General features: G+C 42.3%; 23 protein-coding genes, 1 pseudogene and 1 riboswitch. Of the genes and pseudogenes, 16 read left to right on the forward strand and 8 right to left on the reverse strand.

Going from position 1 to position 22,858, the window contains the following annotated elements; genetic code table 11:
• Positions 1–74: 74 nt before the first annotated feature.
• From LWH95_RS11295 to mgtE, 4 genes are all read left to right on the forward strand, one after another.
• Positions 75–590 carry a PepSY domain-containing protein gene (locus LWH95_RS11295; RefSeq protein WP_232919615.1) on the forward strand — a complete coding sequence of 172 codons (516 nt, stop codon included), beginning with the start codon at positions 75–77 and terminating at the stop codon, positions 588–590.
• Between the two features lie 81 nt (positions 591–671).
• Positions 672–809: a transcriptional regulator SplA domain-containing protein gene (locus tag LWH95_RS11300; RefSeq protein WP_003218541.1), complete on the forward strand. Its 138-nt coding sequence runs from the start codon at positions 672–674 to the stop codon at positions 807–809.
• 107 nt (positions 810–916) lie between these two features.
• Positions 917–1,083, forward strand: a riboswitch (M-box (ykoK) riboswitch).
• A gap of 90 nt (positions 1,084–1,173) precedes the next feature.
• Positions 1,174–1,296, forward strand: coding sequence for a hypothetical protein (locus tag LWH95_RS21615; RefSeq protein ID WP_003239030.1), 123 nt, complete (start codon positions 1,174–1,176; stop codon positions 1,294–1,296).
• Between the two features lie 17 nt (positions 1,297–1,313).
• Positions 1,314–2,669, forward strand: coding sequence for a magnesium transporter (mgtE, locus tag LWH95_RS11305; RefSeq protein ID WP_003239029.1), 1,356 nt, complete (start codon positions 1,314–1,316; stop codon positions 2,667–2,669).
• 42 nt (positions 2,670–2,711) lie between these two features.
• Here the strand turns inward: mgtE and tnrA are convergent, their stop codons facing one another.
• Entirely contained in the window at positions 2,712–3,044 is a 333-nt protein-coding gene (tnrA, locus tag LWH95_RS11310) for a MerR family transcriptional regulator TnrA (protein ID WP_003239028.1), read from the reverse strand.
• Positions 3,045–3,237: 193 nt separating this feature from the next.
• Between tnrA and LWH95_RS11315 the strand changes: the two genes are divergently transcribed.
• From LWH95_RS11315 to LWH95_RS11325, 3 genes are all read left to right on the forward strand, one after another.
• Positions 3,238–3,393 carry a hypothetical protein gene (locus tag LWH95_RS11315; protein ID WP_003218545.1) on the forward strand — a complete coding sequence of 52 codons (156 nt, stop codon included), beginning with the start codon at positions 3,238–3,240 and terminating at the stop codon, positions 3,391–3,393.
• 87 nt (positions 3,394–3,480) lie between these two features.
• Positions 3,481–3,663, forward strand: a complete 183-nt coding sequence (locus LWH95_RS11320) for a hypothetical protein (RefSeq protein ID WP_019258212.1) — start codon at positions 3,481–3,483, stop codon at positions 3,661–3,663.
• Positions 3,664–3,795: 132 nt separating this feature from the next.
• Positions 3,796–4,260 (forward strand): MarR family winged helix-turn-helix transcriptional regulator, encoded by a 465-nt coding sequence (locus LWH95_RS11325; RefSeq protein ID WP_003232536.1) that lies wholly within the window; start codon positions 3,796–3,798, stop codon positions 4,258–4,260.
• Between the two features lie 4 nt (positions 4,261–4,264).
• Here the strand turns inward: LWH95_RS11325 and LWH95_RS11330 are convergent.
• A pseudogene (locus LWH95_RS11330) lies at positions 4,265–5,394 on the reverse strand (MGDG synthase family glycosyltransferase).
• Positions 5,395–5,485: 91 nt separating this feature from the next.
• On the opposite strand from LWH95_RS11330, the gene LWH95_RS11335 reads away from it, so the two are divergent.
• Positions 5,486–6,037 carry a YkoP family protein gene (locus LWH95_RS11335; RefSeq protein WP_032732168.1) on the forward strand — a complete coding sequence of 184 codons (552 nt, stop codon included), beginning with the start codon at positions 5,486–5,488 and terminating at the stop codon, positions 6,035–6,037.
• 27 nt (positions 6,038–6,064) lie between these two features.
• Here the strand turns inward: LWH95_RS11335 and LWH95_RS11340 are convergent, their stop codons facing one another.
• Positions 6,065–6,877 carry a metallophosphoesterase gene (locus LWH95_RS11340; RefSeq protein WP_019258215.1) on the reverse strand — a complete coding sequence of 271 codons (813 nt, stop codon included), beginning with the start codon at positions 6,875–6,877 and terminating at the stop codon, positions 6,065–6,067.
• Between the two features lie 196 nt (positions 6,878–7,073).
• On the opposite strand from LWH95_RS11340, the gene LWH95_RS11345 reads away from it, so the two are divergent.
• Both LWH95_RS11345 and LWH95_RS11350 read left to right on the forward strand, forming a co-directional pair.
• On the forward strand, positions 7,074–8,768 hold the full coding sequence (locus LWH95_RS11345; RefSeq protein WP_133487703.1) for a DUF6044 family protein: 1,695 nt from the start codon (positions 7,074–7,076) through the stop codon (positions 8,766–8,768).
• A gap of 12 nt (positions 8,769–8,780) precedes the next feature.
• Positions 8,781–9,794, forward strand: a complete 1,014-nt coding sequence (locus LWH95_RS11350) for a glycosyltransferase family 2 protein (RefSeq protein ID WP_133487702.1) — start codon at positions 8,781–8,783, stop codon at positions 9,792–9,794.
• A 23-nt stretch (positions 9,795–9,817) separates the two neighbouring features.
• Here the strand turns inward: LWH95_RS11350 and LWH95_RS11355 are convergent, their stop codons facing one another.
• From LWH95_RS11355 to LWH95_RS11365, 3 genes are all read right to left on the reverse strand, one after another.
• On the reverse strand, positions 9,818–11,653 hold the full coding sequence (locus LWH95_RS11355; protein ID WP_232919616.1) for a DNA ligase D: 1,836 nt from the start codon (positions 11,651–11,653) through the stop codon (positions 9,818–9,820).
• A gap of 3 nt (positions 11,654–11,656) precedes the next feature.
• Complete coding sequence (gene ku / locus LWH95_RS11360; protein WP_442860842.1) at positions 11,657–12,541, reverse strand: non-homologous end joining protein Ku; 885 nt, start codon at positions 12,539–12,541, stop codon at positions 11,657–11,659.
• 88 nt (positions 12,542–12,629) lie between these two features.
• Positions 12,630–15,032 carry an EAL domain-containing protein gene (locus tag LWH95_RS11365; RefSeq protein ID WP_232919618.1) on the reverse strand — a complete coding sequence of 801 codons (2,403 nt, stop codon included), beginning with the start codon at positions 15,030–15,032 and terminating at the stop codon, positions 12,630–12,632.
• Positions 15,033–15,247: 215 nt separating this feature from the next.
• Between LWH95_RS11365 and LWH95_RS11370 the strand changes: the two genes are divergently transcribed.
• From LWH95_RS11370 to LWH95_RS11385, 4 genes are all read left to right on the forward strand, one after another.
• Complete coding sequence (locus LWH95_RS11370; protein WP_032732166.1) at positions 15,248–15,883, forward strand: DedA family protein; 636 nt, start codon at positions 15,248–15,250, stop codon at positions 15,881–15,883.
• Positions 15,884–16,142: 259 nt separating this feature from the next.
• Entirely contained in the window at positions 16,143–16,937 is a 795-nt protein-coding gene (locus LWH95_RS11375; protein WP_003239012.1) for a TerC family protein, read from the forward strand.
• A gap of 264 nt (positions 16,938–17,201) precedes the next feature.
• Complete coding sequence (gene sigI / locus LWH95_RS11380; protein ID WP_003239011.1) at positions 17,202–17,957, forward strand: RNA polymerase sigma factor SigI; 756 nt, start codon at positions 17,202–17,204, stop codon at positions 17,955–17,957.
• The gene (locus LWH95_RS11385; RefSeq protein ID WP_232919619.1) at positions 17,954–19,099 is read left to right on the forward strand and encodes an anti-sigma factor domain-containing protein; all 1,146 of its coding nucleotides are present in this window, start codon (positions 17,954–17,956) and stop codon (positions 19,097–19,099) included. Before sigI ends, LWH95_RS11385 begins: the two co-directional genes overlap by 4 nt.
• 10 nt (positions 19,100–19,109) lie before the next feature.
• On the opposite strand, the gene sspD is transcribed toward LWH95_RS11385, so the two are convergent.
• Together sspD and htpK are read right to left on the reverse strand one after the other, a co-directional pair.
• On the reverse strand, positions 19,110–19,304 hold the full coding sequence (sspD, locus tag LWH95_RS11390; RefSeq protein WP_003218568.1) for an acid-soluble spore protein SspD: 195 nt from the start codon (positions 19,302–19,304) through the stop codon (positions 19,110–19,112).
• Positions 19,305–19,425: 121 nt separating this feature from the next.
• Complete coding sequence (gene htpK, locus LWH95_RS11395) at positions 19,426–20,127, reverse strand: transcriptional regulator HtpK (RefSeq protein ID WP_003239009.1); 702 nt, start codon at positions 20,125–20,127, stop codon at positions 19,426–19,428.
• Positions 20,128–20,295: 168 nt separating this feature from the next.
• Between htpK and htpX the strand changes: the two genes are divergently transcribed.
• The gene (htpX, locus tag LWH95_RS11400; protein ID WP_148981558.1) at positions 20,296–21,192 is read left to right on the forward strand and encodes a protease HtpX; all 897 of its coding nucleotides are present in this window, start codon (positions 20,296–20,298) and stop codon (positions 21,190–21,192) included.
• Positions 21,193–21,355: 163 nt separating this feature from the next.
• Positions 21,356–22,705: a TrkH family potassium uptake protein gene (gene ktrD, locus LWH95_RS11405; protein ID WP_232919620.1), complete on the forward strand. Its 1,350-nt coding sequence runs from the start codon at positions 21,356–21,358 to the stop codon at positions 22,703–22,705.
• Positions 22,706–22,858 lie beyond the last annotated feature (153 nt).

Raw genomic sequence — 22,858 nt, forward strand, 5'->3', positions numbered from 1 at the left:
TCATCTTTCTCTCGTTTTCCTTTCATGTTGAGTGTGTAAACTGTACTCATACGAAAACAAAGGAGGAATCACATATGCTAAAGAAAAGATGGATGGTTGGCCTATTAGCAGGCTGTGTAGCGGCCGGCGGATTCAGCTACAACGCGTTTGCGAAAGAAAACAATGAAAACACACAGACTGCTTCGTTCAAGACTGGTGCACTCACTGAACAGGAAGCAGAATCGATTGCCAAAACGGTTGTTGACGGCACGGTGGATGATATCGACAGAGACATTTACAACGGCAAAGAAGTCTATGAAGTCGAGATCCAAAAAGACGGTGAAGACTACGACGTTTATGTAGATATCAATACAAAACAAGCGCTCAATGACCCGTTAAAAGAGAAAGCAGAACAAGTTGCCATAACAAAAGAAGAGGCTGAAGAGATTGCCTTAAAGCAAACAGATGGAACCGTAACAGAAAGCAAGCTTGACGAAGACGACGGTGCTTACAACTATGAAATTGAGATCAAAACGAAACAAGGAACTGAGGCGGAATTTGAGATTTCCGCAAAGGATGGACATATCATTAAGCAGGAGATAGACGACTAATCAAAACCCCGCTAGAGCGGGGTTTTTTCATGATAAGAAACCTTCTTTTGGACAATCTAAATAGAAAAGGAGGCGAAACGCATGGAAAAGAAAGAGGAGCAATACATCAATCAGGCTGAATATGTCCCTCATCCGACGAAGGAAGGAGAGTACGCCTTATTTCTTCATGAAACGTATCATTTGCTCTCTGAAGATGATGAGACGCAAACAACAGAATAAGGGCTTAGGCCCTTGTTTTGTTCCGTATTTGTGATGAAAGCGCATTTATTACTTTTTTGAGTTGACATAGCTTGTTTTTTTCTGTAATCTCAGTGTGTCAATTCAATTAGGAACTTCGTTAGGTGAGGCTCCTGTATGGAGATACGCTGCTGCCCAAAAATGTCCAAAGACGCCAATGGGTCAACAGAAATCATCGACATAAGGTGATTTTTAACGCAGCTGGATGATTGATCCTATGCCATACAGTGCTAAAGCTCTACGATTGAAGGCGCCCGCACGCTTTTTTGCCGTGCTTCTTTCTCCTTCAATCCCGAAGGCTTTTTTTATGCCTTTAAAACGAATTTTACCAAAGGAGGTGCGGAGTATGGATTCTCCCCATTCGAGTCAATCTGAAGAAGTACCCATATACTATGACAGCAAGGCAACTGATTACACGATGAGGAGACGATCTGCCGCACCTTCAGGCGAGGCCGGCACGTCTCCGTAGAGGAGGTACGAGTCCCGATGGTTCAAAACATGACCTATGACGAACTCATTTTACGCATCATTATTTTATTGCGAGACGGGAAAATCAGGGATTTCAGAAGCGTTATTGATGAGCTTCAGCCCTATGATATGGCATTTATTTTTAAAGAAATGCCGGAAAAACACCGCGCCCGCTATTTATCTTATTTAACTGTAGATGATATCACTGATATGATCGGGGAGCTGGAACGCGAATTTCAGCTTGCCGTCTTAAATAAAGTCGGAAAAACCAGAGCAACACTAGCGATGAACAAAATGGACAACGATGACCTCGCTCAATTGCTTGAAGAAATGGACGAAGAACTGAAGGAACAGCTATTGTCCAGCATGGAAGCATCAGAGTCTAAGGCTGTACAGCTTTTGATGAATTATCCGGCTGATTCAGCGGGGCGCATGATGACAAACCGATATGTGTGGATTCCTCAGCATTATACGGTAAAAGACGCGGTCGTCAAACTGAAAAGCTTTGCTGAAATAGCTGAATCGATCAACTACTTATATGTCATCAATGAAAGCAAACAGCTGGTGGGCGTACTTTCCTACCGCGATTTGATTTTAGGCGAACCTGAAGAAAAGGTGCAGGATTTAATGTTTACCCGCGTCATCTCAGCAGGCGCTCTTCAGGATCAGGAAGAAGTTGCTCGCCTGATTGAACGTTACGATTTCTTGGCGATTCCGGTAGTTGAGGAAAACAACGTGCTTGTCGGCATTGTAACGGTCGATGATATTATCGACGTCGTCATTCGGGAAGCTGATGAGGATTACGAAAAATTTGCCGCTTCCGGTAAAGACATCACCTTTGACACAAAGGCTTACGTGGCGGCATACCGGCGTCTGCCGTGGCTGATTTTACTCTTGTTTATCGGACTGATTTCAGGAAGCATTATCAGTTATTTTGAAGATGCGCTGCAGCAGGTTGTCGCGCTGGCGTTTTTCATGCCGATGGTGTCAGGGATGACAGGAAATACGGGAACACAATCTCTCGCGGTTGTCATCAGAGGTTTGTCTAAAGAAGAAATGAACAAAAAAACGATTGTACGCCTGATCCTCCGGGAGTTCAGAACAAGTATTTATATCGGAGCGGTCTGTTCTGTTCTGATTGCGATTATCGCCATCTTATGGCAGGGGAACGCACTTCTGGGATTTGTTGTCGCCTCTTCACTGCTCTTTACTTTAATTATCGGCACGATGTCAGGAACCATTATCCCTATTATTTTGCACAAGCTGAAAGTAGACCCGGCGATCGCTTCAGGACCGCTGATTACAACGTTAAACGATATTTTGTCTTTATTAATTTACTTTGGCATTGCCACTGCATTCATACACTCATTATAAAAGTAAAAAGTCCGTCTCAATTGCGAGTCGGACTTTTATCATTTAACGGTTTTTGTACCGAAAGTGAGCATTAAGCTGCCCCTCCAGCATTTTTTTCCGCACTTGCGGATCGTTTTTTACCATCTGCTCTTTTTTGCGCATATCCTTTAAAATCTCTGCCGTCTGTACGCCGTCTTCACGCTTATTGGCGATATCCATCAGCCGCTCCACATCGGCGAAAGAATATTTTCTCGTTCCCCTTGAAGAACGTTGCGGATAAATGAGCTTCCGTTCCTCATAGTACCTGATCTGTCTTACGGACAATCCTGTCAATTCACTGACAATCCCGATTGAAATCACTTTTTTGTCTTTATAAGAATGATCTTCTGTGGTCATTTTTCCACCCCTGGATGTCTTTTGATAATAGTATATAAAAAACAAAGAGAAAAAACCTGACGCTTGTCATATTTTCTAACATGAATTAGAAGATTTTTGAAAAAATACGGAAGAAAAATTAACAAGAATAATGCGTAACACACAAGCGCGTTTTATCCTTTATGTAACGAATAAATGAGGAGGAAGGATAATCATGGAGGAAGAAAAAGCGGTCTCACTGGCAAAAGAAATTATAGAGTTGGATATCAAACGTGATGAAATGCTGGAGACGTTTATGCAGCTTGCCGGAGAACATGCTTTTCAGCTATTAAGATCGGTTCAAAACGGACTGTACCGAAAATCTTCGTAAACATAAATTCTTTACATTAGATTCATACCACGTTCATTTAAATAGAGTATCTTGTGTATAGGATACCTCAAAATGAAGGAGGACGCTATGAGTAATTTATTGAAATCCGCTTTAGAAAAAGAACGAAGCCATTATTCTGAAAAACTCTTTCAAATCGGAGTTTATAATAAAGAAATAATGAACAAAATGACGATTTCCGAACTGCGAAAGGAATACGCATATTTCTTCCGCAACATTGCAAATCACAAAAAATATCCTTATACAAGATAATGTATAAGGATTTTTTTGCTTTCAGAAGGAATTTCTCGAATTATAGCGAATACATATAGTAAGGGACTGAACTCTTATTATATGTAAGGGTTTTCATTATTTTTTTATAAAAATCCTATATACGAGGTAGATATGATGAGATTATCGTTTAACGAAGAAGAAGTTGAGCGTGCGATGAATTTGTACAGAGTTTTTGCAAGGGCTTTCAAAAGTGTGTCTGAACATAGTATCCGTGACAGTAAAGAGCACGGCTTTAATCCGACTGAATTTGCTGTACTGGAGCTCCTGTACACAAGAGGCCCGCAAAAATTACAGCAAATTGGGTCGAGACTTCTGCTTGTGAGCGGAAACGTCACATATGTCATTGACAAATTAGAAAGAAACGGGTTTTTAGTAAGGGAGCAAGACCCGAAAGATAAACGCTCCGTTTACGCGCATTTAACTGACAAGGGAAATGAGTATTTGGATAAAATTTATCCGATTCATGCGCTGCGTATTGCGAGAGCATTTTCAGGCCTTTCACCTGATGAACAGGACCAGCTGATCGTCCTGCTGAAGAAAGCAGGCATTCACAGCCAGCATTTGCTGTTTCGTTAACATGTTACACTCTCTGTTTCAGGAGAGTGTTTTTTTGTTTTATATGATCCTTTTTAAAATATCTTCAATCTTCCGATCAGATATTTCACCAAGATATTGATTGACTTGTTTTTCGTATTCGTTCACCTGTTCATTCGATTGGAAAAATGCCGCAATCTGTTCTTCTGCCTTTTGCATGTCCCAGTTTCTCATATCTGTGACAAGCTTTCGTTCCTTTAGAAGGTTTAAATTCATCTCCTCCTGGCCCGGCAGCGCATGATAAATAAATACCGGAAGCCGTTTCTGTAAGCATTCGCTGATGGTCACGCCTCCGGGTTTTGTCATAATGCCTGACGCCTGTTCGTATAAACGGTTCATCTCTGCTTTGCTGTGAAGGTAGGGTATCGCCTCAATAAAAGGGTGGCCTAAACTTTTGACATAGCAGTAGAGCTTTTCGTTCCTGCCGCATAATATTTTGTATAAGATGTTTCCGCCTGGCGACAGCTCCTGAACCCATTTTAAAATCCCCCCGACCCCCATACTGCCGCCTGTGATAATGATGGTATATGGCGGATGATGCTGACAGGTGTCTGCAGATCCCATTTCAAACATCCGGTGAACGGGAATGCCGGTCAAGTATATGTTTTTCTGATTGATTCCTTCAGACACGAGCTGCTTCTTGACATCCATGATCGGAACAAAATGGTAATCAATGTTTTCCCGCCCCCATAATTGATTCACAAAAAAATCAGTGTATACATTCACAACCGTCAGATTCGGAAATTCCGGCTTAAGCCGGTTCAGCAGATAAGAAGGCAGCGCATGCGTGCAGAAGGCGATATCAGGCTGTTTTTCTTTGAGAATGTGCCTCATTTGTTGTGTGAACAGCCATTCGTACATGGTATAGCGTTTGTCATTCTGATATTCTCCGCAGGCAAGGAGCCTGTAAATGCCGCTGTACGTTTTCGGGAAATATTGAATCCATTTTAAATACGTCTCAGAGGATAGTTTTTCTAACCGTCTATACGCATGTGAAAAGATATCAATTTTTTCAGATGCCAGTCCTTGTGACTCCAGTTCAGCCTGCAGGGCATCGGCGACATGATGATGTCCGGTGGAAATGCTTAAAAAAGGAAAAATGAGAATGTTTTTCATGACGGTCCTCCTTAAAAAATATGGCAACTATATTTTGGGGAGAACGATGACAAAATATAAGGGTATTTTTGATCATAAGGAAGGTGAAGAGATGAAAACCTGTTTCCTTTCCATTTGGAGAGTGATTGACCCGTTTTATTTCTTTTTTTCAAGGCTGACCTTGATTGACAAAGATCGAAAAAGTGTCTTTCGAGTCAGGCTGACGAAGTACAAAGGGCATCATGTCGTGCTGAGCGACGGAACGCATATAAGAAAAAATGATGTGCTCGTTAAAATCCATTTGCACAATATTAAGCTGATCAGGGAGCTGCAAGGCATTGAGAGTGCAGTCAGAAAGGGGATCATTATCTATCAAAAAGTATATCAATCAATGCCGATATTATTGGAATACATCAATAATCATAAAAAAAGTGAAAAAATTAAAGGAATCGTGGGAATTACAATGCTTGACAAAGGTGTAGAAAGGCTCGGCTTTGATGTGGTCACCCCTGTCAATCCTTTTTACAGATGCTTTAAAAAGATAACCCATATGCCCATTTTATATTTAACGTCAAAGCAAGTGGGCCTGCGGCATTTACCGAATACATCCTATTTGTTTATTTCAAAAGAAAAGCTTCAGAAAACCTATCAAAAAAAAGACTGATGCCTTGGTCAGCACAGTCTTTTTTGATTATATCTGATGAAATGTCACTTCAGGGCGGCTTCCGACACGGATATTCACACCGGTTTGTCCTAAGCCTTCGCTGATATAAAACGGCTTATCGTGGTGATAATGAAGCCCTTTAATCATGTTCATGCGCACGAGCTTGCCCATTTTCACCAAATGATACGGTTTTGGCCAGTGGATTTGGCCGCCGTGAAAATGGCCTGACAGTAGGTAGTCAAAATGAACATCTTTCATATCCAGAATAATGTTAGGGTCATGTGTTAAAACAAGATGATAGCCGTTGTCTAGATTTTGATAAGAGCCGATAATATTACTGCGATTCGTGCTGTAATCATCAATGCCGATAATATTGACAGGCCCTGCAGCCGTCTCGATTTGAACATGTTCATTTTGCAGCGTGATACAGCCGTTTTCCTCTAAAACACGCTTCAATCTCTGAAAGTCCTTTTCTTTCAATACATAATCATGGTTACCGAACACCGCGTACATTCCATATGCAGGCTTCAGCTTTTGCAATGCGTTCAGGTAACCTGCCAGCTTCGGAATATTACGTTTCCGATCTAGAAAATCCCCGGTAAGCGCAATGATGTCTACAGGCTGATTTTTTGTTAAATGATACAGCTCTTCAGGTGAAACAGAAATGTTTTCTAAGTGAAGATCTGATAAATGAAGGATATTTAATTTTTTTCTGGCTGGAAGACCGTCTTTTTGATCAATTGAAATGGTGTTGACCTTCACATCTTTTGTATTGCGTTTCGCTTTATATATAAATGGCACACATACGAGTATGGCCAATGAAAGTAAGATTGTAAACAAAATATATCCCCTCCCTCCTATCAGTATAGTAAGTGATCGGGCCTTTTGGATAGCGGGAATTAATGGGTAAGAGACAGGTTGAAAAACGGATTGTCATCTGATGAATGTTTTAGAAGGGAAAAGGGATAATAAATTTTGACACATGAGGCAGAACATGCCGGATATGGAGTCAGAATAACAGATGGATGTGTAAGCGATGTTACGATTGATGAGACAACACAAAAAAGAAACATATTATCTCTGGATCGCATTATTTCTTCTTTTGCTGTATGTATCTCCGCTTTTTATTTTAAAGGAAGATGCCCATATTCGCGTCCACGATAATTTAGATTCCAATATCGCTTGGTACAAGGTGCTGGCTGATAGCGGAGAAATCGTCGGCAAGGTTGACGCGGCCATTCCGCAAATCATTAACGGGCTGCCGCGGGATGCCTTTGGCACCGAGTTGAGCGGAATTGTTTGGCTGCATGCTTTCTTTTCTTCCATGACTGCCTATGCAATAAGCCAGACAATTACAAGGGTTGTCGCTTTTTTTGGAATGTATGTGCTGCTGAAGAAGCACGTGATCCCAGAGCCAAAGGCGGCTTTCATCCGAATTGGCGTATCGCTGGCATTTGCCTTAACACCTTTCTGGCCTTCGGGAATGCTGAGTACGCTTGGATATCCTTTGGCATTGTGGGCTTTTTTGAATATCCGAAAAGGGGATATCTCATGGAGAGAGTGGCTGACGCTCGGTTTGCTTCCTTTATATTCAAGCTTTGTCTTAGGCTTCTTCTTTTTCTTGGCAGGAATGGTGTGCTTTTGGCTGTATGATGCTATCACAAAAAGAAGATGGAATTTGATGTTCTTAGGCAGTATTGCTTTTATGACCAGTATTTATCTTTTCGTAGAGTACCGGCTCGTTTATTCGATGCTGTTCTCGCACGCACCGATGCATCGGATTGAATTTATTTCATCCAGGCATGACGTTTGGCATTCTCTCCGCCTATCCGTAAAAAACTTTGTCTATGGCCATAATCATGTGATGACCGTTCACACCGTTGTCATCCTCCCGATCCTGCTGCTTTTATTTGCAGCTTTGCTGTTCAAGCGAAACCGGACAAAGCCGGAAAATGTGTATCTGTTTTTATGTGTACTTAATTACGGACTGTCTTTATGGTATGCGTTTTGGTTCAACAAAATATGGGCGGTGCCAAAGCAGAAATTTGCCTTTTTAGCTGAATTTAATTTTGCCCGTTTTCATTTCCTGCGGCCGCTTGTCATATATGTGAGCTTTGCGCTTGCTTTATATCTCATTTGGCGAATGGGAAGAGGGTGGAAATGGCTTGTATATGCCGCTGTGGCTGCACAGCTGATGGTGTTGGCGCCTTTTAATGAAGAATATACGTATGGCGTTCACTACAATGCGCCGACATTCCGGGAGTTTTATGCATCCGAGCAATTCAAAGAGATTAAGGAGTACATCGGGCGTCCGCAAGATTCATACAGGGTGGCGAGCATCGGACTGCATCCGTCTATCGCCCAATATAACGGGTTTTACACGTTAGATACGTATAACAACCTGTACCCGCTCTCATATAAATATGAATTTAGGAAAATCATCGAAAAAGAGCTGGAAAAAAACGCTCGGCTGAAACAATATTTTGATGAATGGGGCAGCCGCTGCTACCTTTTCGTCGACGAGCTCGGTAAACGTTATGATTTTAAGAAGAACTCGAAGAAAACGATCAACAATCTGGAATTAAATACAGATGTATTTAAAAAAATGGGCGGACGTTACATTTTTTCTTCAGTTCCGATCATGAATGCTGACCAAAACCATCTCGCGCTCGTCAAGACGTTTGACCATAAAGATTCCGCCTGGCGCATTTATTTATATGAAACAAGATAAGGAGGATATCGATTGAAACAGCCACAGCCAGTGTTAACCATCGTCGTTCCGTGTTTCAATGAAGAGGAAGTGTTTCAAGAGACAAGCCGTCAGCTGACAGAGGTTGTAGACGGCTTAATTGAAGAAAAATTAATTGCTGAAGACAGTAAAATTCTGTTTGTCGATGACGGCAGCAAAGACAGAACCTGGGCCTTGATTGCCATGGAAAGCATAAGAAACAAGAAGATTACCGGCTTAAAATTAGCCTGCAATGTCGGACACCAAAAAGCGCTTTTAGCCGGACTCCATAAAGCGAAGAACAGATCAGACTGCGTCATTTCGATTGATGCTGATCTTCAGGACGACATCTCTGTGATCCGGGATTTTATGCTGAAATATCATGAGGGCTGCGAGATCGTTTACGGTGTTCGCCGGAGCAGAAAAACTGATACCTTTTTCAAGCGCACGACCGCTTTAGGGTTTTATCGCCTTATGAATAAGCTTGGGATTAAATTAATTTATAATCATGCGGATTTTCGTTTAATGAATAAAAGATCGCTTGAAGAGCTCGCGCGCTATCCGGAAGCGAATTTGTTTTTAAGAGGCATTGTTCCTATGATCGGCTTTAAATCAGCCGAAGTTTTGTATGACCGTAAGGAACGCTTTGCCGGTAAAACGAAATATCCGCTCAAAAAAATGCTATCATTCGCTTTTAACGGGATTACATCATTCAGTGTTGCGCCAATTCGATTCTTTACGCTTTTAGGTTTTGTTTTACTTTTCGTCAGTGCTGTGGCGGGAATCGGCGCGTTCATTCAAAAGCTGCTCGGCCATACAAATGCAGGCTGGGCGTCGCTCATCATTTCCATTTGGTTTTTGGGCGGGCTGCAATTAATGGGAATCGGGATCATCGGAGAGTATATCGGTACGATTTTTTCTGAAGTGAAAAGACGGCCGAAATATGCAATTGATATCGATTTATATAATGAGCCGCTGAGCCCGCTCCAGCGCCAGGAAAAAGAACGGTTGGAAAAAAAGTACAGTTGAACGGAAAGAGCTGACTTAATTAGTCAGCTCTTTTTCTGCAACTGATGTAAAATGGCGCTAAGAGGCTCGTCTTGCGGGTAACGGTAAAAATCAAAAAATGGGCAGCCCTGCTTCTTAATACGATCAACGACAGTATCAATCGTAAACAGGGCGGGTGTTAAGGATGTTTGTACCTCATGCCAATAGAGCGGTGCCGCGACAGTGCCAAGGTCGTTCCCTCTTGTCGAATAAGGACAGATAATCGTTTTACCTTCTGCATGCTGCAAATAATCAAGATACAATTTGCCGTGCCTGTTTTTAATCAAGCGTTCTGTTGTAAAGAGCTCGGGAAATGCATTGGTGCAGTACTCTGCGATCAGCTGTGTAAATTGGCGTGTTTCTTCATACGTAAATGCCTCAGGAGACAAGGGAATATAAAGCTGGATGCCTTTGTTGCCGGACAGCTTCGGATACGATGTGATGCCAAAGGAGTCAAACAGCCGCTTCAGTTCATTTGCGGCCTGCACGGCCATGAGAAAGTCATCTCGTGAAGGCGGGTCCAAATCAATGACAATCTCAGCCGGACGTCTGCTTTTAATGGTTTGAAAAGGAACATGAAACTCCAAAGCAAGCTGGTTGGCAAGCCATAATAAAGTGGACATGTCCTCGCAGATGATGTGCTCATGGCTTCCATCATTGAAAGATTGAACAAAATCTGGCGCATAGTCTGGCTTATTTTTTTGAAAAAACGATTCGCTCCTTGATCCATGCGGATAGCGGATGACGGTGACAGCACGGTTTTTCAGAAATGGGAACAGGTAGTCACTGACTTCGATCATGTACTGAATAAAATCTTCCTTTGTTTTTTTATTCTTTTCAAATATGATTTTATCCAGGCTTGTGAACTGAAGCTTTGGATGAACCGGTTTTGAGTGGCGTATGACTTGCGCATACGTGCATTCAGTCCAGTCCATATGGAATTCAAAGCTGACAAACGATACCTCTCTTAATGTACCTTGGAGAATCGTTAAGTATTGAACGGTTGCACAAATCGACGGTTCAAGCGTAAATTCACCTGATGATGTTTTATGTCCGTGCTGTTCCATAATCTCGCGTATGGCGCTTTTTTCCTCATCGCGCATTCCGTGTGAGACAGAGGCAATAGGTGTCATTACGCCGTTTTTTAACACAGACACCGTCAGAAAGCCATTGTTGGGGTTGAAACCTGTTATACAAACATAAGCTTGTTTAAAATTTTTATATTTGAGCCAATCGGACGACCGCTTTTTTTCAAGCCATTTGCTGTTTGTTTTCTTCGCTACAATTCCTTCACCGTCATATTTTGTAACCATCTCCCACATCGGATCGAAATGATCATAGTAGGGGATATACTGAATGGTTTCCTTAGCGTAAGGGTCTGGAGACGCAGGAAGCTTTGCAGCAGACATGAGATCGTACAGCGATTTTTTCCGATCCAGATACGAAAGAGATGATACATCTTCTCCGCTTCGCTCTAACAGATCAAAGGCGAGAAAGCAGCACGGCCGCGCGTTTGCCGATTCCTGAATTTTGTCTGGTCTTTTCAAACGCCCCCGCACTTGAAGGTGTTCAAAATCTGCACGACAAGGGTTCACCAAACATACAATTTCGCCATCGAGTGTCAGCGGAAGAGCTTTTTCCATGTGCTGAAAGGCTGTCTTGGCGAATTGAGTGATTTCAGGGAAGGTGCTGTTAAGCTCCAAGCCATTTCTGCTAGTTAAAGTCACACCTGCTGAATGGATGCGGAGAATGCAGCGGTATCCATCATATTTTACTTCGTAGCGCCATTCTGCTCCTTTTGGCGGTGACGAAGTAAGGACGGGCTGCATCGTAAACGCCATGTGTTATGACGTGCCGGAGGCTTTTTTTCTAGTCGTTTTTTGTTTTTTATCTCCGGCTCCTTTTGGTTCAGCGGCCTGTTCTGGTGCGGCTGCCGGGGTTTCCCGGTTCGGCTTTCTCGTGCGGTCGATGCTGGCTTGCAGGGCGCTGACAAGGTCGATGACATCTTCACGAGGAGGCGCTTTATCAGGAGTGACGGCTGTTTCTTTATTTTCGAGCTTGTCATTGACTCTTTGCAGCAGGGCGTGCCGGTACGTATCTTCATATTTCTCAGGCTCAAACTCAGTCGTCAGCTCATCTATTAATGTGATAGCGGTTTGCAGTTCCTTATCGTTTACATTCGATTGATCAGGTACACCTGGGACATGGGCAGCGCTTCTGACCTCATCCGGATAATGGATAGACTCCATAATGATACAATTTTCATAAACGCGAAGAATGGCAAGCTGCTGCTTCGACCTGATTGTCATATTGGCGATGCCGATCTTTCCGGTAGAGCGCAGCGCCTCACGCAGCAGGGTATAGGCTTTCGTGCCGTTATCCCCGGGGCCGACAAAGTAGGAGCGGTTAAAATAAATCGGGTCAATTTCCTGAAGCTGAACAAAATCAACAATCTCAACGGCTTTCTCCTCATGCTCCTGCTTTAAGCTTTTTAGATCATCGTCCGTCAGCACCACATATTTTCCTTTTACATATTCGTAACCCTTTACAATTTCATCAGGACTGAGTGTTTTTTCGCAATTCGTGCAAATTTTTTCGTATTTGATTGGCGCGTGATCCTCTTTATGAAGGCTTCGCAGCTTAATGTCTTTATCCTCTGTGGCCGCATATAGCTTGATGGGAATGTTTACTAATCCGAAACTGATCGATCCCTTCCACATTGTATGCATATCGATAAACCCCTTTTTTTCTTTAGTGTGAAGAGGAGGAGTACGATTCATGTGTAGCAACTTATGGGTAAAAAAACAGCCGGCACTGTTATTGCGGCGGCTGTTCGAGAATTAATTGTTCGAGTTGTTCCGGCGGTATCGGCTTGCTGAAATAGAAGCCCTGTAAATGGTCACAGCCTTTTTCGTAAAGAAGCTGTTTTTGAGCTGAATTTTCCACGCCTTCAGCAATCACCTGCAAAGACAGCTGATGGCCCATGGCAATAATAGCCCCGGTAATTTGCTCTGATTTCGGATGGGTTTGAATATCATCGATAAACGATTTGTCGATTTTCAGCCTGTGAATCGGAAAATCCTTCAAATAGCTAAGAGAACTGTGCCCCGTTCCGAAATCGTCAATACTGATTCTGATTCCTAATTCCGTTAAAGACGACAAAACCTTTTTGGAGTGATCGAGATTGTCCATTGTCATGCTTTCTGTCACTTCAACTTCAAGAAGCTGCGGAGGAAGCTGGTATTTCATTAGCGTGTCCTTGATCAGGGGAATCAGATCTTCGGATTGAAACTGTCTGGCGGAAATATTAATAGCGACAGAAAGATCAAAGCCTTTGTCATACCAAGCCCTTGCCTGCTTGCAGGCTTCATCTATTATCCACTTTCCGATATCAATAATGAGACCCGTCTCTTCAGCAACACCAATGAATTCTCCGGGCGGACACAGCTGCCCATCGGGGGTGACAAGGCGTATTAGTGCTTCGGCACCCGTCATTCTTTGATTTTTTGTACTGAATTGAGGCTGATAATGCAAGACAAATCGATTGTTTTCTATGGCTTCTCTGAGCACCATCTCTTGGTTAAGCTTGACGGTTTCTTTGTTGCCGATTGAAAAAGAATAGTATCTGTATTTGCTTTTGTTTCGTTCTTTAGCGGCATACATCGCCATATCTGCTTTTTTCATCAATTCAAGGCCGTCCGTCCCGTCTTTCGGTGATATCGCAATCCCGATACTGACAGATGTGACAAGCGTGTGATCCTGGATTTTAAATGGCTTTTTGAATTTTTGGATAATTTTTCTTGCTAAAACATCTGCTTCGCCTGTTCTGGTATTGGCGTCCGTCAATATGATAATAAATTCATCTCCGCCAAGGCGGGCGATAAATCCATTATCAGGGACAACAGAAGACAGACGTCTAGCTGCCAGCTGAAGCAGCTGATCGCCGACATTATGTCCTAGTGCATCGTTAATCACTTTAAAGCGGTTTAAGTCCAGAAAGAATACAACGGTGTTATAATTTAAGGTATACTCACGATTCAGCACCTCTGTTAAGTGCGAGATGGCGTGCCGTCTGTTGGGTAAATCTGTTAGCGAATCGTAATGAGCCATTCTATGGATTTCTTTTTCTGCTCTATACTGCTTTGTCATGTCCTTGCAGATGACATAAATGCTGTCCAGCTCTTGATTGACCTCAACGGGTATGAGCGTAATATTTAAGTGGAACTGGCCTTTTTCAGTGGTAAGGTCGCTATCGCTGTTAATGGCTTGTTTCTCTTTTTTGACTTGCTCAAAAAGGAGCTTAATCTTCTGCGATGTATAGTTTCTCCAATCGTGCATGCTAAATCCAAATTTGCTGACCATGTCCTCACCAGCATGATTGGATGATATAATCTCTCCTTCTAATGACAAAATAAAAATGGCATCAATATTGTGAATGATTAAAGACTGAAACCTCTGTTCGTTATCTTTTATGCGTTCGCTCTGTTTAATAAACTTTCGGTCGGCATGGGAACTGAATAATAATAGCGTTTGTATACAGAAAATGAGTAACGTAACAAAAATCGACCAATGAAACGTATGGACCTCCATATGGCTTCCGGGTGGTGCCATGTCCATGTGGAAAGTCGCCGCAAGCATCCCCGTATAGTGCATGCCTGAAATCCCTATACCCATTACAATCGAACTGATGACTTTATAGAACATAAGATGATCAGAATGTTTTTTTACAGCCAAATCAAAGAATATTTTTAACGAGACGAAAGATGCTACAATTGCAATAATTATTGAAACTGTAAAAAGAATCGGTTCGTACATAATCATTACCCGGGAAATGGAAGACATTCCGATATAGTGCATAGATGCAATAGATGCGCCAAGCACTACTGATCCGGTAAGCAATCTGTAATATGTAAGAATGTGTCGGCTGACAAAATATAATGATACAAATGATCCGGAAACAGCTGCGCCAATGGATGCCATTAAAGGCATGAATTCATATTGCATCGGCATCTCCATATGCATGGCCATCATCCCGACAAAATGCATTGCCCAAATACCGAATCCCATAATAAGTGAGCCGCTGATCAGCCAAACTTTGCTTTTTAAACCTGTATTGATGGTGACTTTCCTTGACAATTCAAGGGAAGTGTACGATGCGGCACAGGCAATTAGAATAGATAAACATATGAGTGTTATATTATACGTTACGTGTATTTCCAAATGGAGATTCCCCCCGTGTGTTCCAGTCTAGTTGACTCTCCTTAATATCGGCTGCTTAACCGCAGAGTTTCAGCCTTTAAGACTATAGAAATTGCAAGAAATACATGTGAGATTTATTTTTAGTTCAGCTGACCGTGAAAAATGTGTTAAAATCATGTTGACGTTTTCCGAAAAAACAAAATGTATTTTACATAAATTTGGACAAAGGGGAAGTGATGGATATCGAAGAGCTGATTATGTCTTGGATAGAAGCATTTAAAAGCTTATCTTATTTTGGAATATTTCTAGCGCTCTGTATTGAGTTTATCCCTGCTGAAATCGTCCTGCCGCTTGCGGGTTATTGGGTATCTAAAGGTGATATGACGCTTGCCGGCGCCGTTTTGGCGGGGTCGCTTGGGGGAGTGGCCGGCCCGCTCACGCTGTATTGGATAGGGCGATACGGAGGAAGGCCGTTTCTTGAGCGTTTTGGGAAGTACCTCTTTATTAAACCTGAGGCTCTCGATAAGTCGGATGAATTTTTCAAAAAGCATGGGGGCTTTGTAGCCTTCAGCGGCCGTTTCTTGCCAGGCATCCGCACATTGATCTCCATACCGTGCGGAATTGCAAAAATGAACGTTTGGGTGTTTTCGCTTTATACGTTCATCGCTATGGTCCCGATAACATTTGTATATGTTTATCTCGGTGTGAAACTCGGTGAAAATTGGAAGGAAGTCGGCTCTATTCTCGATCAATATATGCTTCCGATCGGGATAGCGATTTTGGTGCTGTTTGTGTTTTACTTGCTGTTGAAAAAGAGGAAAAAACGCACGCACTCCGAACATTTATCTGTATTTTTAAAAAATAAACGTTGACAAATAATCGCACTGCGCATATCATTGACGTATAATATCATATTTCTTGAAATCCCAAAGGGGAGTAGCGTCCGGAATGCTTTCCGGAAACAAAGTCGTCATTTCATGGATTGTCATATCCATCGGCTTTGTTGGCATGCCTGAATTCATGTCTAGCAAGACCTTTGCCTTATGTCGGCAAAGGTCTTTTTTGCATGGTCCGGCCGGCATAAGATCGGATGAAGAGAAAGAAAACAACTTTTTTGGGAGGGTATCATTTATGGATGCAGCATTATTATTAGAGTATGGTTGGGTTCTTCTCGTCTTGATCGGGCTGGAAGGCATTTTAGCCGCCGATAACGCGTTGGTTATGGCGGTAATGGTAAAACATTTGCCTGAGGAAAAAAGAAAAAAGGCTTTATTTTATGGATTGGCAGGGGCTTTTGTTCTGCGGTTTGGCTCTTTATTCGCGATTTCTTTTTTGGTCAACGTATGGCAGGTCCAAGCGATTGGCGCGATCTACTTACTGTATATCTCAGCAAGCCACCTATTGAAAAGGTATGTATTTAAGAAAGAAGACACGCATAAAGAGACGAAACAAAGCGGCTTTTGGCCGACTGTTTTAAAAGTTGAACTGGCAGATATCGCGTTTGCGGTTGATTCCATCTTAGCGGCAGTAGCGCTGGCGGTTACGCTTCCTGGAACATCGCTTCCGAAGATCGGCGGACTTGACGGAGGACAATTCATCGTCATTTTGGCCGGAGGTATCATCGGCCTGGTGATTATGCGGTTTGCGGCTTCAATGTTTGTTAAATTATTAAAGGAACGTCCAAGCCTAGAAACAGCAGCCTTTGTGATTGTCGGCTGGGTCGGAGTGAAGCTGGCTTTATATACACTTGCTCATCAAGATATAGCGGTTGTTTCCGAGCACTTTATCCATTCTGGAACATGGAAGTTGATATTCTGGGGTGTATTAGCGGCAATCGCGGTTTGCGGCTGGTTCATGTCAGGTGCAAAAAAACAGCCGGAGGGCGCACAAATCGAACAAAAAAACAGCAGCCGGGAAAGGGCGTAATCTTAAAGACTCTGCTTGAAAAGCAGAGTCTTTTCATGTTTAAAACGTTTTCATGGACGAAATAAAATAACATTTTTATAACAGCTTTGTTACAAAAAACACGGATAAAACCCCCTTAATTCTCTAGAAAGGCACGAAATCATGTATAGTACGTCAGAATGGTTTGTCATAATTGAGACATTGGAAATTAATATTTCTTTTTCTCCTTTGCGAATCCCTATCAAATTAGCTATCATTAATGAGTAGTTATAGGGAGGAACTGAGGTGAAACCAGTGCTTAGCCTTTTGTTTAAATTGGGTAAAAAGAAGCAAACGCTTGAAAAAACTGTTGAAAGTATACAAAAAGGCAATAAAGATCTGCAAAATGAATTAATACAGCAATATAAGCCATTTATCGCAAAGACGGTTTCATCCGTTTGTAAACGATATATAGATGAAAAAGACGATGAGTTCAGCATCGGACTGATCGCGTTTAATGAAGCTATTGAAAAATACTCACCTGAAAAAGGCAATTCTCTGCTCGCATTTGCTGAGCTTATTATAAAAAGAAAAGTCATTGATTACATCAGAAAAGAAGCTAGAAGCGCACAAAATATAAACATCGATTTACAGGAAGGAGACGATCAGGAGTCATCACAAAGCCTGATTGAAGCCGAGCTTTCCATTGATGAATACCGCCGTCAGATTGAACAGGAGCAGAGGCGGGAGGAAATTCTCTATTTTCAGAAGCAGCTCAAAGATTATGGTTTATCATTTAAGGAGCTGCTTGAAAACTCTCCAAAACATGCGGACGCAAGGCAAAACGCCATAAAGGTGGCGATTACCCTCGTTGAACATGAAGAATTGGCCGCTATCTTGTATACAAAGAAACAGCTTCCGGTGAAACAGCTCGAACAGCTTGTCTCTGTAAGCCGAAAAACGATTGAGAGAAACAGAAAATATATTATTGCGATGTGTATTATCATTACAGGTGATTATATTTATTTAAAAGATTATCTTAAAGGGGTGCTGCACTCATGAGAAGAGGGATTATAGTAGAGAAAAATAGAAAATTCGTCACGTTGCTGACCCCTGACGGACAATTTTTAAAAGCCAAAAATGATCGCCACAGCTATGAAATCGGAGAAGAAATCATGCTTCCGAGTGAGTCACGCATGGGCAGAAGGGCCAGCTTTTTTGATTTTTTAAAACTGCGCCCTTTCAAAATGGGGATTTTTACGATGACTGCTATTATGCTTTTTATTTTTATAGTTCTCCCCGTTTTTTCTAATAATAAAGCCTATGCGTATATGACAATTGATATCAATCCAAGCTTCGAAATGGCGTTAAACAGCGATTACGAAGTGATTGAACTGACGCCTCTGAACGATGAGGGGAAGAAGGTCGTGAATGATATAGATGATTGGGAGAAGACTGATTTTAAAAAGGTGATTGACGATATTATAACCGACTGCAGTGAGCACGGATATGTAAAGGAATCGAAAGAAATATTGATTTCCACTGTTTATGAAAATACGGAAGATAATACATATAAAACCGCTGTGAAAAAGCAGCTGAATGATGTGACGGAAAAATATAAAACGACATACCGCATGGAATCTCTCGAGTCAGATATGCAAACGAGGGAAAAAGCGAAGAAGGAAGGCGTTTCAACAGGCAGCTACATCAAATCAAATGAAAAGAATAATCATAAAGATTCAAAAGAAGACTCCAGCAAACCATCCGGGGAAGAGGATCAAAAGAGTGCCGGAAATGAGGATGAAACCATCGATCAAACAGATGGCGAGGACAGCAAGCAAGGAGATAATGAACGGCTGGATGATACGGATTCCGGTGAACAGAATGAAGACACAACGGATGACCAGACAGATGATAGTGACAAAGATAAAGATGTAAAGGAATCAGATGAAAACACAAATACTGAAAAAGATGGGGATCATGAGCAAACCCCAATACAAGATCCTCAAGATAAAGGAAATGAGGAAAATAGCGCTGAAAAGGGCCAAAGCCAGTATCACAGGGACTGGAATAACGGTGACAAAGGAAAGAATCGTTCTTCGTCCGGCGGGAATAACGCTTCTGACCGCCGTAATCCAAACGGCTACAGCAGTAATAATAATTCAGCTCAAACTGAAGATTCGCCGAGTGACCCCGGCGAATAATGACCTGAATTTATTTAGTTGTGCCATTTAATTGTGATTGTGCTTGCTGTACCAGACGCTTTGTCATTTCCCCGCCTACAGAGCCGTTAGCGCGTGCGACGGTATCAGAACCAAGGTTCACACCGAATTCTTGAGCCACTTCGAGTTTAAATTGGTCTAGTGCCTGCTCCACCCCTGGAACAACGAGTTTATTTCTGCTCGCCATCTTTTTCATCTCCTTTTTCTATAAAGAAATTCTTAACGCGTATTTAGTTTGAAATGTACGGGGTTTATTTATGCTGGCAATTGTTGTGGAGAATAAGAAAACCCCGGCCTTTAGCCGGGGACTATAGAATGTCAGCTGTCATTTTATGTGCAGTTGCCTGAATATGGAAAGTCAAAATGGAGAGTACTGTAATGGCGATGATCTGTCTGATTTTAAGCCATTGGCTGTCATTCAGTTCTTCAAAACGGTGGCGAAGACGATTTGTCTCCTGTTCGACGATCTCCTGCAGATTGGATTCTTTCATAGAAGGCGTGTCTTGGTGATAAATGGCATCAAGCACATATGCACAGCTTTCATAATAATCAATCGGGCTGATGACATCATCGGATCTGTCTGAGATGGTGTTAAAGGCCACTTTTAAAATAGCCCGTATGTGTTCAAAGTCATAAATGGATTTTAAATCACGTACAATTAAAAGAATGACTGCCTGTTCAACTGAATATTTTTTGCCCAGTTCAGGATGTCCGATCAGATCTTTGATATCACGCTTTACCCAGTTTTGGATCGCGGTTGACTTTAACGAAGTCAGCTCGCATAAGTTGCCAAGTTCTACGATTTCGTTTGTAGAGAGACCGTATTCTTTTTTCTGTTTTTTTCGTTCGTATCTTGTAAGAAATTCAGGAATTTCAAGATGATTGGCTGCATTGTCTGCTGACATGTTCGCTGATTGGACGAGAATGTCGAGCGGGCTTATTTCTCCTTGTCCTTTTAGGGAATATAGCAGCCGCACCATATCGGTTCGAGTGAGTTTAAAGATGTTCATTGTTCACCTCTTCAAAACAATTTGACGCAGATATAAGTTTATGTATGAATTCAAAATTAAAGCGTCATCAATACATTAACATCATACGTCTAATTACTTGCATTTTCAAACGGTTGTTTTATAATTAAATATACAGGTTCTTTTGATCTTAAAATAACGGAGGTTATTATGGCGAAAAGAATTTTTCTGTTTATTTTAACGAATATTTTGGTGCTTACAACAATCGGGATCGTTTTGTCTGTTTTAAGCTCTGTTACTGGTGTCGGAACGTACTTTACAGCTGACGGCGGTATCGATCCAATGGCGCTCCTTGTGTTCAGTTTAGTCGTTGGTTTTGTCGGTTCCTTTACATCTCTTGCGATGTCCAGATGGATGGCAAAGACGATGATGGGTGTCAGAGTGCTGAACCCGAACAAGCACACACTCAGTTATGAGGAACAGCAATTGGTTGATCGCGTACACCGATTAAGCCGCTCTGCCGGTTTAACCAAAATGCCGGAGGTCGGAATTTACCGTTCACCTGAAGTGAACGCGTTTGCGACTGGACCGTCAAAACGCCGTTCCCTCGTGGCAGTGTCGTCAGGGCTGCTGGAGCAAATGGATGATGCCGCTGTTGAAGGTGTGCTTGCACACGAGGTCGCGCATATCGCTAATGGTGATATGGTGACAATGACGCTTTTACAAGGTATCGTCAATACCTTTGTCGTCTTTTTATCGCGTATCGCAGCATGGATTGCGAGCCGTTTTGTCAAAGAAGATCTTGCGCCGATCGTTCATTTTATTGCAATGATTGTCTTTCAGATTGTCTTTTCCATTCTCGGCAGCCTGGTTGTGTTTGCGTACTCACGCCATCGTGAATTCCATGCTGACAGGGGAGGAGCGGATCTTGCCGGCAAGGATAAGATGATTCATGCGCTCCGGACGCTTAAGAGCTATTCTTCCCGCATTATGGAAGACGATCAGACAGCTGTCCAAACATTAAAGATTAATGGCAAGAAGCGATCTTCGCTTTTCTCTACTCACCCTGATTTAGATGAGCGAATCAGACGGTTAGAAGCGAAATAACAACATTCCTCTGAGACAATCCTCAGAGGTTTTTTTTATTCCTTTGACTAAAACGATAAAAAATGAAGCAAGTTAAGAAAATGTTTCGTAAAAGCCTTTAAAAATGGACCTAATATCTTTAGAATAATTACCGTATCTAAAAAGAGAGGCAGAAGGATTTTACATGAAATTTAAGCTTGGAAAACTGATACAGGCACTATCTCCAGCCCAGCTGATTGCATTATATTATTTTCTTGCAGTTACTGTGGCCGTTATATTGCTGAGTCTGCCGGCGGCCCATAAACCGGGGGCGGACTGGACGTTTATTGATGCGCTGTTTACGGCTGTCAGTTCAGTCAGCGTGACGGGGCTGACGGTAGTTGATACAGCTGACACATTCAGCACAATAGGTATTTTTATATTGGCATTTGTTCTGCAATTTGGCGGAATCGGGATTATGACGCTCGGAACGTTTATTTGGCTGATCATGGGAAAACGAATCGGGCTGAAAGAACGTAAATTGATTATGGTTGACCAAAACCAATCCCAGTTTTCAGGGATTGTCAATCTCATGAAGCAGGTTCTTTTTCTGATCTTGTGGATTGAATTTTTTGGCGGGCTCATACTCGGCACCTATTTCTTAACCTACTATGATTCCTATCAGGAAGCTTATTTACACGGATTTTTTGCCAGTATCAGCGCAACCACAAATGGCGGATTTGATATTACCGGCAGTTCCATGATTCCATTCCGCCACGATTATTTTGTGCAGTTTATTACAATGCTTTTAATTGTATTTGGAGCAATTGGATTTCCCGTGCTTGTCGAAGTAAAGGATTTCTTGTTTTCAAAGCATCGGAGATACCCGTTTACACTTTTTACGAAAATCACGACCGTTACGTTCGGCTCACTCGTCTTGTTTGGAGCCATCGGCATTTATATCCTGGAAGCAAACCACGCGTTTGCGGGAAAGTCATGGCATGACATTTTGTTTCTGTCCCTGTTTCAATCAACGGCAACCCGAAGCGGGGGGCTGGCAACCATTGATATCAGCCAATTATCAGATGCTACAATATTTTTTGTTTGCGCGCTGATGTTTATCGGAGCGTCGCCAAGCTCAGTCGGGGGAGGCATACGGACAACGACTTTCGCTCTGAACCTTCTTGCGCTGTTTCATTTTGCCCGCGGCAATAAAGCGGTAAAGGTATTCAAGCGGGAGCTCCACCCTGCAGATCTCATGAAGTCGCTTGTTGTCACGATGATGGCAATCCTGCTCGTTTTTGGCGCGACACTTATCCTGACCATCACAGAAAAGCATTCTCTGCCGGAGCTGTTGTTTGAAGTGTGTTCGGCATTCGGCACAACCGGACTGTCGCTTGGCATTACTGCTGATTTGAGCAACGTTGGAAAATGCGTCATTATGATTGTGATGTTTATCGGGCGAATCGGCATCCTGACCTTCCTGTACCTGATCGGAAGAAAGGAAATCGAAGCGAATTATCATTATCCGAAGGAAAGAGTGATTATCGGATAGAAAAAACACCGCATGTTTTGCGGTGTTTTTTTGATTGCCAAAAAAAAGATGTGTGACGCCGTTTCAGTTGGAGAACCTAACATCAACAGGTGCAGCTTAAGGATCTTGTACCTTTAATGAAATAAAATGTCTGAAAACTGGCGAGGAGGATTC

Source organism: Bacillus sp. G16 (assembly GCF_021282335.1).
Taxonomy (GTDB): Bacteria; Bacillota; Bacilli; order Bacillales; family Bacillaceae; genus Bacillus; species Bacillus inaquosorum.